The sequence below is a fragment of the Proteiniphilum sp. genome, from assembly GCF_034927365.1.
In the GTDB taxonomy this organism is placed as follows: Bacteria; Bacteroidota; Bacteroidia; order Bacteroidales; family Dysgonomonadaceae; genus Proteiniphilum.
Genome location: NZ_JAYFQD010000033.1, coordinates 94,811 through 108,251, shown reverse-complemented (window position 1 = coordinate 108,251; position 13,441 = coordinate 94,811). Strand labels below are relative to the sequence as shown.

General features: G+C 42.7%; 13 protein-coding genes and 1 tRNA gene. 11 read left to right on the top strand and 3 right to left on the bottom strand.

All coding sequences use genetic code 11. From position 1 onward, the window contains the following. Positions 1-54 precede the first annotated feature (54 nt). From VB073_RS16695 to VB073_RS16685, 3 genes are all read right to left on the bottom strand, one after another. Positions 55-140: transfer RNA gene (locus VB073_RS16695), tRNA-Tyr, on the bottom strand. A gap of 25 nt (positions 141-165) precedes the next feature. After that, complete coding sequence (ribH, locus tag VB073_RS16690; RefSeq protein WP_323405321.1) at positions 166-657, bottom strand: 6,7-dimethyl-8-ribityllumazine synthase; 492 nt, start codon at positions 655-657, stop codon at positions 166-168. A 5-nt stretch (positions 658-662) separates the two neighbouring features. Further along, positions 663-1,367 (bottom strand): tetratricopeptide repeat protein, encoded by a 705-nt coding sequence (locus VB073_RS16685; RefSeq protein WP_323405320.1) that lies wholly within the window; start codon positions 1,365-1,367, stop codon positions 663-665. Between the two features lie 324 nt (positions 1,368-1,691). Here VB073_RS16685 and VB073_RS16680 point away from each other — a divergent pair, with 324 nt between their 5' ends. From VB073_RS16680 to VB073_RS16630, 11 genes are all read left to right on the top strand, one after another. Then, on the top strand, positions 1,692-2,237 hold the full coding sequence (locus tag VB073_RS16680) for a hypothetical protein (RefSeq protein ID WP_323405319.1): 546 nt from the start codon (positions 1,692-1,694) through the stop codon (positions 2,235-2,237). A 183-nt stretch (positions 2,238-2,420) separates the two neighbouring features. Beyond that, on the top strand, positions 2,421-2,660 hold the full coding sequence (gene rpmB / locus VB073_RS16675) for a 50S ribosomal protein L28 (protein WP_294081180.1): 240 nt from the start codon (positions 2,421-2,423) through the stop codon (positions 2,658-2,660). 19 nt (positions 2,661-2,679) lie between these two features. Further along, a complete protein-coding gene (rpmG, locus tag VB073_RS16670) occupies positions 2,680-2,868 on the top strand; it encodes a 50S ribosomal protein L33 (RefSeq protein ID WP_323405318.1) in 189 nt (62 codons plus the stop codon). Positions 2,869-2,881: 13 nt separating this feature from the next. Further along, positions 2,882-3,043: a DUF4295 domain-containing protein gene (locus tag VB073_RS16665; RefSeq protein ID WP_019539519.1), complete on the top strand. Its 162-nt coding sequence runs from the start codon at positions 2,882-2,884 to the stop codon at positions 3,041-3,043. Between the two features lie 218 nt (positions 3,044-3,261). After that, positions 3,262-4,215, top strand: a complete 954-nt coding sequence (ftsY, locus tag VB073_RS16660; protein ID WP_323405317.1) for a signal recognition particle-docking protein FtsY — start codon at positions 3,262-3,264, stop codon at positions 4,213-4,215. A gap of 51 nt (positions 4,216-4,266) precedes the next feature. Next, a complete protein-coding gene (gene rimO / locus VB073_RS16655; RefSeq protein WP_323405316.1) occupies positions 4,267-5,559 on the top strand; it encodes a 30S ribosomal protein S12 methylthiotransferase RimO in 1,293 nt (430 codons plus the stop codon). Positions 5,560-5,598: 39 nt separating this feature from the next. Beyond that, positions 5,599-6,231, top strand: coding sequence for an HU family DNA-binding protein (locus VB073_RS16650; protein WP_323405315.1), 633 nt, complete (start codon positions 5,599-5,601; stop codon positions 6,229-6,231). A gap of 13 nt (positions 6,232-6,244) precedes the next feature. Beyond that, complete coding sequence (locus VB073_RS16645; protein WP_323405314.1) at positions 6,245-6,616, top strand: hypothetical protein; 372 nt, start codon at positions 6,245-6,247, stop codon at positions 6,614-6,616. A gap of 122 nt (positions 6,617-6,738) precedes the next feature. Continuing rightward, positions 6,739-8,802 carry a M60 family metallopeptidase gene (locus VB073_RS16640; RefSeq protein WP_323405313.1) on the top strand — a complete coding sequence of 688 codons (2,064 nt, stop codon included), beginning with the start codon at positions 6,739-6,741 and terminating at the stop codon, positions 8,800-8,802. A 28-nt stretch (positions 8,803-8,830) separates the two neighbouring features. Further along, positions 8,831-11,593, top strand: coding sequence for a M60 family metallopeptidase (locus VB073_RS16635; RefSeq protein WP_323405312.1), 2,763 nt, complete (start codon positions 8,831-8,833; stop codon positions 11,591-11,593). Between the two features lie 298 nt (positions 11,594-11,891). Then, positions 11,892-13,304, top strand: coding sequence for a Gfo/Idh/MocA family protein (locus tag VB073_RS16630; protein WP_323405311.1), 1,413 nt, complete (start codon positions 11,892-11,894; stop codon positions 13,302-13,304). Positions 13,305-13,441: the final 137 nt, after the last annotated feature.

Below are 13,441 nucleotides of genomic sequence, written 5' to 3'. Positions count from 1 at the left end.
CCGCTCTCCGTTTTTAATTGGCACATTGACTGATTTGCACATTGGCAAATTGATTGGTGGGCAGTGATGGATTCGAACCACCGAAGGCGTAAGCCAGCTGAGTTACAGTCAGCCCCATTTGGCCACTCTGGTAACTGCCCTTTGAAAGTACAAAGATACAAAAAATTATTTGTATCTCGATTGAAGTTCCATCATTTTTAACGCGGTGATGGCCGCTTCATCTCCTTTATTTCCGTGCCTGCCGCCGGCTCTGGCTTGTGCCTGGTCGAGAGTAAGAGTGGTGAGCAAGCCGAAAATTACCGGTACATCATATTTGAGGTTGAGCCGGGTAGTACCTTCGGTTACACTGTCACAGACAAAAGTGAAGTGAGGTGTTTCGCCTTGAATGACACATCCCAGGATGATTACACTATCCACCTTTGCTCTTTCGATCATAACTTTTGCAGCATAAGTCAACTCGAAACTCCCCGGTACATGTTCAATGATTATATCATTGGCTGATACCCCAAATTTTAAGAGTGTATCGGTTGCTCCGTTAAGCAAACTATGGGTGACGGAGGAATTCCAGTCTGACACCACAATAGCTACCCGCCTTCCTTCCCCGTTAGGGACTACCGTGGGATCGTATGACGAGAGGTTATTCAATGCTGTAGCCATATCGCTTAGTTGCTTCCTTTCAGGAATAGAGCCTGCTGGATGAATTTCTCCGCCTCCCGTGATTCGGGAGCGTTGAGATAAGTGTCTTTGATACGGGTGAAAATCTCAATTGCCTTGTCGTAGTCGGCTTTACCTAAATAAGCTTCTCCCGCTTTCTTGTAATAGAGGGGGCTGAGCATTTCGTCGTTAGCCTCTTTGGCTGCTTTTAGGAAATTGTTGATGGCCTGGTCAGTCTGCCCCATATTCATATATACATCTCCTATGGCACCTGTAACGGCCGGTGTGATCAGCAGATCTCCACCCTTAAATTTCTTCAGGTGTTCCAGAGCCTTTTCACTATTACCCATCCGGTTGTAAGAGATACCTGCATAGGCATGGGCCAAATCAGCAGTCCGGCTCCCTTTATAACGGTCTATAATGGCTTCAAACCCTATGTAGTCGTTTCCGTTACCAAAAATTGCAAGCGAGTCGTCTCCGTTCTGGAAATAGCGTTCACCCATAAAGATAGCCTCCTGAGCTTTCTGGTCATGAGGTACCTTATATAAATAGTGGTAAGCAAGAAAAGCACCTACAAGTGCGATCACGATCACTAATCCGGTGATAATAGCCTTCTGATTTTTTTCGAGAAATTGTTCGGAAGTGGTGAGTGCCTCCCCGATATTTTCAAAATTCTTTTCGGCTTTCGATTCTGTTGTTTTTTTAGCAGACATATTTTATTGAAAAAATGTTATGTTTTATTTTTCGAGTTGCAAAAGTACAGTTTTTTAAATGATAAATAAAATTTCGACGGCTGTTTTTTATAAAAGTGCTGGTTGTTTTTAATCTTTTTCGTAGGTTTGTAGTCTAATTACATGTTTAATGTGCCGAATTAAGAAACGGGGTCTGAAATTGATAAGTAATTTTAATGTGTCCAATATGAATAATGATTGAATGATTTGTATTTAAATTGGTATATTGGGATATTAATTAATTTGCACATTCACATAGTCTTGGTTCTGAAAATTTTGGTTCTTGATTCTAAAAATGAAACTGATATGAAGAAGTATATATTAATTGTAAGTATGTTGATCATCGGCTTGTCACGTATGACCGGGCAGGTAGATGCAGGTTTTACCAATGTGCCGGTTGTGAATGGGAAAGTGGTTTTTGAGCAATTCATACTGGCCAATCAGGAGATCTCCGCCAATCAGAGATATGCTGTCCTGCAAAAATGGGTAAAAGATAAATATACGGGTAGTCCGTTAGTATCAGGCATTCGTTTCGACGATAAAAACCAATCGGTCACAGTAAGTGCAAAGACCGAACTTGCTGGTGTAGCTGAGAAAACAGTGATGAACTATCGGTTCGACCTTTCTGTAGCCAATGCCGGATGTGTATTGGTGGTGAGGGACATTACCTATCAAAGTACTCCGAAGCAGGGTACATCCTCTTTGCCAAAGACAATTACAGCCGAGCAGATCATTACTGATCAGGCGGTGAGTGCTTCGGGAGAAGAGGGACAAACGAGGAGTAGTACCCGAAAAGCCACGCTTTCATTTTTGAATGGTTTATATAAAGATGTATCGGGTTTATTTAAGTAAACCCTCTGTTGTCATACAAGTGGGCATGATCGATTTATCAAGTTAATTTCTTTATAAATTAATTTGCCTAAAGCTTTGGTAAATTGAAATTATATGCTTAATTTTGCGCCCTGATTTATCGGAAAATTGCCTTCCGATGAATTTTGTGAGTGTAGAATAATAATTACAACACATTATATAGCGATGTCTAAGATTTGTCAAATAACAGGAAAAAGAGCAATGGTTGGCAACAACGTTTCCCACTCTAACAAGAAAACGAAACGTAAATTCAATGTCAATTTGTTCACAAAGAAATTCTATTGGGTGGAAGAAGATTGCTGGATCAGCCTTAATATATCGGCATCCGGTTTGCGTACCATCAATAAGATAGGTTTAGATGCAGCCTTGAAAAAAGCCGCTGCAAATGGATATTTAAACGCTTAACGAGAGGGAGGAAGCAGCAATGGCAAAAAAGGTAAAAGGGAACAGGATACAGGTGATTCTGGAATGTACTGAGCATAAAGATAGTGGCATGCCCGGTACTTCAAGGTATATCACCAAAAAGAACAGAAAGAATACTACAGAGCGGTTGGAATTAAAAAAATACAATCCTATTCTCAAAAGAATGACTGTTCATAAAGAAATCAAGTAAAACAAGATAGACTATGGCAAAGAAAGCAGTGGCGGGATTCCGTGACAAAAATACAACTACCGGTCGCAGTCATACCAAAGTAATTAAAATGGTAAAATCGCCCAAAACCGGTGCATACAGTTTCAAAGAAGAGATGATCCTGAATGATCAGGTGAAAGATTATTTTTCGAAATAAATTCGATTTGTTCCGACTTTTTCAATGTTGGGCCCAATGTATAAGTTTATTCTTATGGATGTCTGACGAAAAAGCCTGTTAAAAATATGTAAAAGCTTCCCTGTGCTCAAACGCGGGGAAGTTTTTTATTGACTATTTTGTAGCTTTGTAAGTTGTGCAGATTGTATGTTATATTGCGCAGAAAGAAGGAAAATCAAAGATATTGTAATAAATGTTCTATGGGCTTTTTTGATAGATTCACAAAAGGGAAAAAAGAAACGTTGGATAAAGGTCTCGAAAAAACAAAAGAGAACTTCTTTTCCAAGATCACCCGTGCTGTAGCCGGAAAATCGAAAGTTGATGATGATGTACTGGATAATCTGGAAGAGATACTGATTACTTCAGATGTGGGAGTGGATACTACTCTCAAAATTATCGACCGGATTGAGACGCGTGTAGCAAGGGATAAATATGTGGGAACAGACGAGTTGACCGCCATGCTCCGCGATGAGATAGCCTTACTGCTGACTGAAAATAACAGTGATGACTTGTCGGAGTTCACCCTCCCGGAAGAAAAAAAGCCTTACGTTATTATGGTAGTGGGTGTAAATGGTGTAGGAAAAACTACTACTATAGGTAAACTGGCTCACCAGTTCAAACAAAAAGGGTACTCTGTTTATCTGGGGGCTGCCGATACATTCCGTGCTGCGGCAGTAGAGCAACTCGATGTCTGGGGGAAGCGGGTAGGAGTGCCGGTAATCAAACAAAAAATGGGATCCGATCCTGCTTCGGTTGCATTTGATGCAGTCAGTTCGGCAAAAGCACATGATGCCGATGTGGTAATTATCGATACGGCTGGCCGTCTGCATAATAAGATCAACCTGATGAATGAGCTGACCAAGATTAAGAATGTGATGGGGAAAATCGTGACGGATGCTCCCGATGAAGTGCTTCTCGTACTCGATGGATCTACCGGACAAAATGCTTTTGAGCAGGCCAAGCACTTTACGGCGGCAACCGAGGTGACGGCGCTTGCCATCACCAAACTCGACGGAACTGCTAAGGGAGGAGTGGTGATCGGTATCTCCGATCAGTTCAGGATACCAGTAAAGTATATTGGTCTGGGTGAAGGAATGGAAGACCTGCAGGTATTCAATAGAAGAGAATTTGTGGATTCCCTTTTTGGAGAGTAAAATGACCCAATGAGAGAAGTATAATATTAAAGGTATTGCTAAATATAATAAATGGTTAATAACAAGATAGATGTCGTTACGCTGGGTTGTTCAAAAAACCTTGTGGACTCGGAATTACTGATGCGCCAACTCGTAGCCAATGGATATACGGTGGAGCATGATCCCGAAACACCGCGCGGCGATATTGCGGTAATCAATACATGCGGTTTTATCGGTGATGCAAAAGAGGAATCGATTAATATGATCCTTTCCTTTGCCGAAGCAAAAAAAAGAAACAAACTCAAAAAACTCTTTGTGATGGGATGTCTCTCGGAACGATACCGGGAAGAACTGTTACAAGAGATTCCTGAAGTAGACAGGTTTTACGGTAAATTCGACTGGAAAGGACTTATTACCGATCTGGGTAAATCATATTATAAGGAGTGGGAATTCGACCGGTCGTTATCGACCCCTCCCCATTATGCCTATGTGAAAATATCGGAAGGGTGCGATAGAACCTGTTCCTATTGCTCTATTCCGTTGATCACCGGAAAATATAAATCACGTCCTGTCAAGGAGATCGAAGATGAGATCCGCCGATTAGTGAGTAAAGGTGTAAAGGAATTCCAGTTTATAGCGCAGGATCTTACCTATTATGGTCTTGATTTATACCGGCAGATGAAACTGCCCGAACTGATAGGACGGGTTTCTGATATAGAAGGAGTGGAATGGGTTCGCCTTCATTACGCTTATCCCACCCACTTCCCGATGGATTTATTACGGGTGATACGAGAAAGGAACAATGTATGTAATTATTTGGATATTGCCTTACAGCATGTCAGCGACCATATGTTGAAAATGATGCGACGCAATATCACCAAACAGCAGACCATTGATCTGATTCAACGTTTCCGTGATGAAGTTCCCGGTATCCACCTGCGTACTACCATGATGGTAGGCCATCCCGGTGAAACTGAAGAGGATTATTTTGAGCTCCTCGATTTTGTGGAGAAGACACGGTTCGAACGGCTCGGTGCTTTTCCCTATTCGCATGAGGAAGATACCCATAATTACAGATATTATTCCGATGATATACCTGCCGATGTGAAACAGGAAAGAATGAACCGGTTGATGGAACTGCAGGAGGGAATCGCTCTGTCGGTAAATGAAGCGAAGGTGGGCGAGACCCTTAAAGTGATTGTCGATCGGGAAGATCCTGAATATTATGTCGGTCGCACTGAATTCGACTCTCCCGAGGTAGATGGGGAAGTATTGATTGACAAGAAAACTCCTTTGGAGATTGGCCGGTTTTATGACGTGAACATCTATGCGGCGATGCCTTTTGATTTGATGGGAAGAATTTGATGTAAGATTTGGGATGTAGTATCTTAAATTGGGATTAGCATGATATACGAAGAATTTATTGCTGAGGTAGCCAGACGTCTTGAATGGCCGGAAGAAAAGGTAGTCGGCGCTATTCAAACAATCCTTGATGTGGTGAGTGCAGAATTAAAAATGAATAATTTTGTGGTTCTCGACGATTTCGGAACTTTGAAGACCGATATTCAACCCGAATATATCCTGGTGGATCCGGAAACCAAAGAGCGATTCCTGATGCCCCCTGCCGTAGAAATTGTTTTCGAAGGCCTTTCTCTGGAGAATGAAGCAGAGTCATTTCCTACTATCAATTTTATAGCAGCAGAAGAATTACATAATGAGATAAACAGTTCTTTCTCACCGTTTGAACCTACTCCATTGGATGAAGGCTTAATGTTTCCAGGGATTCCTGAACTGGAGGTGGGGGAACAGGAAAAGGATGATGACGCTGAAGTAAGTGTTGGAGATAACGTTGAAGATGGAGCTGGTGTTGAAGATGAAAAAGATGAGAAGTTGTCCTCACCACCTCGTCGATCCCGCTCCCGTCAGGGATTAAGAAGGAATAAGAAAACATTATCGGTTTGGATCCCGATAGCGGGAGGGATAGCCATTGTCGTGGCATCACTTTTTTTTTTCAAAGGGGACAGGAGCCGCGGGTAAAAACAAAACGTTAGTGGAGAGAATATCTGTAGTACCTCCGCAGGTAGATGCAGCGTCGCTTTCAGAAGAAGAATCGCTTGAGGAAAATGTTGTTTCCGCACAACAATCCAATCCGATTGTTGAAATGTCTGAGGGAGAGGTGAAAAAGGTTATTCTTCCACAAGGTAAAACATTACGGTTACTGGCTTTGGATCTTTTTGGAAACCGTGAATTCTGGGTCTATATCTATCTTCAGAATAAAGATAAAATACCGAATCCAAACAGGGTCCCTTCCGGTATAGAGTTGGTTCTGCCCGATAAATCCATTTACTTTATTAATGCCGCAGATTCACAATCGGTTCTAAAAGCAAAATCCCTTGGAACTGAAATATTAAGAACGCTTTAGTCGTAATTTTTCAACTCTCTTTATTCAATGATAAAAACAAAACTCCTATTCGTTAAAATTAATTTAAATTATTTTGTATCTTTGCTGTTTGACGTGTAAATTGATTATATTAAAAATGTAATATGACTGTAAGAGCACTTTTTTCCCTTCTTTTCGTGTTTACTGTTGCGGTTGCTTATCCGCAACAGAGAAGAGACCTTAAACTTATCGCAACACTTATTCCGATGGAGAATATTACACTTTCACCTTCGGATATAGCACAACCTAATTCCGGAGTAAATAATATTACCGATGGTCGACGGGAGAAGGATTCCGAGATTTTCCATACCCTTTGGGATGGAATTTCCAGGCAGCCTGTTATTATCGAGGCCGATCTGAAGGGAAAGGGAAAACGGTTGGATAAGGTACTGTTATCCCCTCGGGGTATTGGTCTTAATGGTATTATTAAAACAGCAGAAGTATGGGTGATGGAAAAAAGTGTTTACCGTAAAGTGGCCGATCTGAATCCTTCTCTTTCGAATGCTCCCTACCACCTTGAGTTGGATAGACCTATCAGGAATCCCCAGAAAATTAAATTGATTATTACCGATACTTATCGGGATAGACGGTCTGCAGATACTTATATGGTCAGTTTGGGTGAAATGCAGTGCCTGATGCTTCCCGAGAATGCCATTACCCGGGCGAAACTGGATGCGGAGTGTAGGGTTTTTGCAGATCCGGCCGGCACGACATTGAAACCGGATATCCGTATGAAGGATATCAAACGGTTAAAAATCCCGGCGATCAGAGAGCTTGCCTTGCAGTTATATGAAAAGAAATATAGTCCGGGGTTGCGACTGGCTGATTATACTCCTTATCTTCACCCGGATGTGTTGGGCGAGAAAATGCGTATTGGAGATGGATTCAGTAAATATGAAGGAATAACCGGTATTGTATTGGATAAAGGTGAGAATGTTATTTTTGTCGGAGAAACGAAAGGTGCCAAGGTAATACTTATCGTTCCGGAGTGGACTCGCCGGGCCCCGGAAGGGATTAAACCCGATGAAGATCCTGCCGGATGGGGTTTGAAGAGCGAGACACATTTCCTACAGGAGGGTGTCAATCTGGTTCGTCTGGAAAAGGGAGGCCATGCCTATATTCAATATTTTACCGAAGATAATCCTCAGGATCATGCATCGGTTACCGTCCATTTTCCGACCGGGAAGGTAAACGGTTATTTCGATATTACACGTGGAGATACCGACAGCGATTTCAACACCCTGCTTGAGAATGCGATCAGCCCGGTGATGGATATGCGGGGCAAGTACATACAAGTGGCTTTTCCGGTTGACAGCCTTAAACGGTTTACATGGAACAGGGGAGTGGAACTGTTGCAGAATTTTGATAGCATAGTTGCGCTGCAACGTCACTTTATCGGATGGAATAAGGAGAGGTTCTTTCCTACAAATCATGTGCTGGCACGTATCAATTACCACTATTATATGTTCCGTGATCGGGATGGCGTGGCCTATATAGACTGGGCGATGAGGCTGGTGGCCGATCCGTCGAGCATAATCAAAGGCGATCCCTGCTGGGGGTTTAGCCATGAGTTGGGACATGTACTTCAGATGCGGCCCCAACTCACATGGGGTGGAATGACCGAGGTAAGTAATAATATTATGACGCTCTATTCCACGACAAAGCTTGGGAATAGAAGCCGCCTCTCCGAGCAGGGGATTTATGCAAAAGCGCGCGAAACGATTCTCGATAAGGGGATCTCCTACCTCTATTTCCCGGGTCAGGCTGTCTCTACCAGTCAATATGGAGGTGGTGGAAATACCGATGTATTCCATCGTCTTGTTCCTTTCTGGCAATTGCATCTCTATTTCACTTCTCAGGGATATTCCGATTTCTACCCCGACCTGATGATTGCTATGCGTCGACAGGAACCTCTCGGCGGTGGTGACCGTAGCAAGGATTATCTGAATATGCTGGAATTTTGCAGACTGGCTTGTGAAGTATCCCGGACAGACCTGACTGAGTTCTTTGAGCGCTGGGGATTCTTTTACGTGGGTGAAATATTGGTCAATGACTATGGATTCTATCGCTATGAAGTGACACGGGAAGATGTGGATTCCGTTAAAAGAGCTATAGCAGCCATGAGTTTGCCTAAACCAAAAACAGATATCACATTATTCGAAGATTAATTGATTGTTGAACAATAATATTCAAGAGATGAGACTACGATCAACTTTATTCCTGTTTCTTTTCGTCATTATCCTGTCGTTATTGACGGCTTGTGATGAGAAAGAAGATGGTATCCCTCCTTTTCTTACGATTGAAATAAAGACAGTCAATTTTAAAGCTGCGACTTCCACGCGCGATATTGTCGTGCAGACGAGTGTGGAGAACTGGTCTGCATCTGTCCAGCCCGATGTACAGTCGTGGCTTGGAGTCGAACGTCGTGAAAACACGTTACGGATAACCGTGGGAGAAAACAGAGAGGCAGATTCGCGTAAAGCAGAGATAAAAGTGGTTGCCGATAACCTTTTCGAAACGATATCAGTAGAGCAATTAGGTACGGCACCAGCTATATTAGTATCTTCAGAGACCTTTAACTTACCTGCCGATGGTGGAGATATCTCTTTGGAAATCACCTCCAATATTGAATATGATGTGATTATACCTGAAGAGGTGACCTGGGTGAAAGAGAAACCGGATGTCCGTGCGGGAGAAATGGTCAAAGAAGAGCATTGGTTCCAGGTAGTATGGAACAGTGATAAAGTTGTGCGTAATGCCGTATTGACCGTACGACAGAAGGGTGGCGATCTCAAGAAAGAAATACGTATTGTCCAGAAAGCGCAGGAGGGTTATTCCGGAGAATCGGGAAAAGATATCAAAGATGATATCAAAGTCCCGGTAAGCAATGGTAAAGCCAGTCCGGACCCACAGCCTGGCGGAGAGATTGAAAAATCGTTCGACAATGATTTTACGACCATCTATCATTCTAACTGGAATAATATCGGTGAGTACTATTTCCCGATAACGCTCGATTATCATTTCCAGAATCAGGAAAGTATCGACTATCTGGTCTACTATCCCCGTAGCAGCGGGTCGAACGGTAATTTCAAAGAGGTTGAGATATGGGGGGCTACCGAGTCGGAACCCGTATTGAAAAAACTATTGGATTATAATTTCAATGGATCCGGCTCAGCTTCGAAGATCGCATTTACACAACCTCTGATCAAACCAAAAACGATCCGTTTTGTCGTGAAATCCGGTGCAGGAGACGGACAAGGTTTTGCCAGTTGTGCCGAGATGGAATTTTACCGGATCAACCCCGATAATTTTAACCCGCAACAACTCTTTGTTGATCAGGCTTGTACTCAATTGAAGCCGGACATTACACTCGATGAAATAGAGAAAGTGTCGAATAGGCTGTATCGTAATATTGCTTTGTATCTGTTTCATGATCAGTATCCACGTGAGTTTAGGATTCAGGAGTACAAGGCATGGCCCCATCCTGATGCATGGGCAAAAGTGAATAAGACATCTACCTTAAGCCTGTTGGATAATCCAACAGGGATAGCAGTGGCGAAAGATGAAGAATTGATTGTTTTCGTGGGGGATACACATGGAAATACAATCAGCCTTAAGATTCAGGATCTCGATACACCGGGAGAAGACGGGTATAATAATGCTTCGTTCTATCCCCTCACAACGGGAGTCAATAAGATAAAGACGCGAAATAAGGGATTGGCCTACCTGTTTTACCACACGTCCGATTATGAATCGGCAAAGCCGATAACAGTCCACTTCGCTACCGGAAAGGTGAATGGTTATTTTGACTCGCAGAAGCATGATGCCTCAGAATGGAGTCGGCTTTTAGCAAACGCTACCAACAAGCATTTTGATCTCTTGGGAAAATATGCACACCTCACCTTTGAGACAGCAGCTTTCAGATCGTATGCAGCAAATAATGGCCCTCAATTAATAGCAGCCTACGATGATTTGGTACGCCTCGAGCAGGAGTTTATGGGTCTGATGAAATATAATAGACCTACTGTCAATCGTGCCTATTTTCATGTCATGTACACCTCGTACATGTATGCTACCTCTTATCGTACGGCATATATATCAGATACGCAGCAGGATATCCTCTCGCTGCAACGCTTCAAATCGGAACCGTGGGGACCCGCCCATGAGACGGGCCATACCTTGCAAACGCGTCCCGGCTTCCGTTGGTTGGGTATGACCGAAGTGACCAATAATGTCCATTCCCTTTATGTGCAGACACAATGGGGAAACCCTTCACGAATTGAAACCGAAAATATGGGCAGATACAATAACCGATATGAGAAAGCCTATCATAACTCGTTCATACGTAAAACTCCTCATCCCGCGGAAGAGGACGTCTTCTGTAAACTTGTGTCACTATGGCAACTGCAACTCTATTTTGCGAATGCCCGCGGTTTTAATGATACATATAAGGAATTATATGAAAGGGTACGCACATCTCCCGATAAACCTACTCCCGGTGAACAACAACTTGATTTTGTGAGGATGATGTGTGATATTACTCAAACCGATTTGACCGGATTCTTCACTCGTTGGGGATATCTCGTTCCCTATGATGGGACAATCGACGACTATGGTTCCGGTAAATTTACCATTACTATATATCAGATCGATCAGTTAATCAATGATATAAAAGAGAAGAATTATTCTCCCATGACAGAAAAAATTGAATATATTTGTGATGCCAATTGGGAGATATTCAAAAACAGATTGACCGTTCAGCCGGGGACAGCAACTAAAAGTGGATCTACTATAACAATGAATGGTTGGAAAAATGTGGTGGCGTACGAAGTGTACGAGGGAGAACAATTGCTTTTCGTTTCCAACAGAAATTCGTTTACTTTGGATAGCCCGCCAACAAATGAGATTATTGTATATGCGGTTGCTTACGATGGAAATAAAACTAAGGTTACTTTATAAATGGTCAAGTCATTCCATAAATTTTCCTGTCGCCTCTTCATTTACTTACTCGTGATGGCTCCTATAAAACTTCACGCCCAGGATTTTAAAGTGCAAGAGATTTCTTATAAAATTATCTCTCCTTCCGAAGTGACTGTTTGTAGTGGCGCGAAAGAGGATAAAGCGGTCAGACATAAATCGCATCTATATATCGTAAAGGACTTAAACATTATGAAAACAAGGATTGGCCTTTTATAGTTGCAGTTTATGGGAAAAAATGATCAATAACAGATATTCAATATTCAAATCTTTATTCAATATGACAAAAACAAATTCTTTTATTTTATTGTTACTGCTGATTTTCTTTGTAACATGTACTCCAGCAACGGAAAAATCCGGTAACGGGTATACCATTCAGACGGATGTGCCCAAACGTTCTTCAGGACAAAAAGATGTATTGGGATTGGTTGCCCCCAAGATCGATACTGTACGGGTCGGATTTATAGGCTTGGGTATGCGTGGTCCCGGTGCTGTACAGCGCTTTACACATATTCCCGGTACAAAAATAATAGCTTTGTGCGATTTGCATGCCGACAGAGTAGAGAAAGCCCAGGGTATTCTTGATAAAGCCGGATTGCCCCGTGCCGCTTCTTACAGTGGAAGCGCAGAGGCCTGGAAAGAGTTATGTGAAAGGGATGATATAGACTTGGTTTATATTGCGACCGATTGGACAAAACATGCGCCCATGATGATCTATGCGATGGAGCAGGGAAAGCATGTGGCATGTGAAGTGCCTTCGGCGATGACTCTCGAAGAGATATGGAATGTGGTGAATACCGCGGAGAGAACACAAAAACATTGTATGCAGTTAGAAAACTGTGTGTATGATTATTTTGAGTTAACCACACTGAATATGGCTCAGAAAGGCCTCTTTGGAGAGATTCTTCACACCGAGGGAGCTTATATCCATAATCTGAGTGACTTCTGGGGAGATTATGAAGGAGATTGGCGTTTACAATATAACAGGCAGTTCCGTGGAGATGTATATGCCACTCACGGTATGGGTCCTGCAGCTCAGGCTTTGGATATTCACCGTGGAGATAAAATGAATGTCCTGGTAGCAATGGACACTAAGCCAGCAAATCTTCCTGAATACATGATAGAGAAAAGAGGAGTGGATCGTGACAGTGCTTACCAGTTTGCGAACGGACAGCATACGATGACGATGATCCGTACGGAGAAGGGAAAGACAATCCATATCCAACATGATGTTGCTTCACCCCGTCCCTATAGCCGCATGTATCAGGTGAGTGGAACCAAAGGGTTTGCCAATAAGTATCCTACTCAGGGTTATGCCCTTGAGGGCGATGCGCTTGCAGAAGGTGATGTGCCGGACCATGAGAACCTGAGCGCCCATGACTTTGTATCGAAAGAGGTGAGAGAGGCTTTGATGGAGAAATATAAACATCGTATTCATCGTGAACTGGAAGAGAAAGCCAAAGAGGTGGGTGGTCATGGTGGTATGGACTTTATCATGGATTATCGCCTGATTTATTGTCTTCGCAATGGATTACCGCTTGATATGGATGTCTATGACCTGGCCGAGTGGTGTTCTCTGGCTGAATTAAGCTGTATCTCCATTGAGAATAATAGTGCTTCTGTTGCCATACCCGACTTTACCCGTGGTAACTGGGATAAGATTAAAGGTTTCAGGCACGCTTTTGTTGACTAAGTGAATTAGTTAAAAAACTACCTGAAAGCTCAAGTTATAATAACCCCTAAAGGTCGGAATAGATCTTTAGGGGTTATTGCAAAAAATTCCCCCTCAAAAAAGCAGTTATACTAAACTCTCTTTTGAGAGGGATTTTT

What these genes read in the sequence shown, in the direction of transcription:
- VB073_RS16635 (WP_323405312.1), top strand. Translation starts at nt 8,831, where the DNA reads ATGAGACTACGATCAACTTTATTCCTGTTTCTTTTCGTCATTATCCTG.
- VB073_RS16665 (WP_019539519.1), top strand. Translation starts at nt 2,882, where the DNA reads ATGGCAAAGAAAGCAGTGGCGGGATTCCGTGACAAAAATACAACTACC.
- VB073_RS16640 (WP_323405313.1), top strand. Translation starts at nt 6,739, where the DNA reads ATGACTGTAAGAGCACTTTTTTCCCTTCTTTTCGTGTTTACTGTTGCG.
- ribH (WP_323405321.1), bottom strand. Translation starts at nt 657, where the DNA reads ATGGCTACAGCATTGAATAACCTCTCGTCATACGATCCCACGGTAGTC.
- rimO (WP_323405316.1), top strand. Translation starts at nt 4,267, where the DNA reads ATGGTTAATAACAAGATAGATGTCGTTACGCTGGGTTGTTCAAAAAAC.
- rpmB (WP_294081180.1), top strand. Translation starts at nt 2,421, where the DNA reads ATGTCTAAGATTTGTCAAATAACAGGAAAAAGAGCAATGGTTGGCAAC.
- rpmG (WP_323405318.1), top strand. Translation starts at nt 2,680, where the DNA reads ATGGCAAAAAAGGTAAAAGGGAACAGGATACAGGTGATTCTGGAATGT.
- ftsY (WP_323405317.1), top strand. Translation starts at nt 3,262, where the DNA reads ATGGGCTTTTTTGATAGATTCACAAAAGGGAAAAAAGAAACGTTGGAT.
- VB073_RS16680 (WP_323405319.1), top strand. Translation starts at nt 1,692, where the DNA reads ATGAAGAAGTATATATTAATTGTAAGTATGTTGATCATCGGCTTGTCA.
- VB073_RS16685 (WP_323405320.1), bottom strand. Translation starts at nt 1,367, where the DNA reads ATGTCTGCTAAAAAAACAACAGAATCGAAAGCCGAAAAGAATTTTGAA.
- VB073_RS16650 (WP_323405315.1), top strand. Translation starts at nt 5,599, where the DNA reads ATGATATACGAAGAATTTATTGCTGAGGTAGCCAGACGTCTTGAATGG.
- VB073_RS16630 (WP_323405311.1), top strand. Translation starts at nt 11,892, where the DNA reads ATGACAAAAACAAATTCTTTTATTTTATTGTTACTGCTGATTTTCTTT.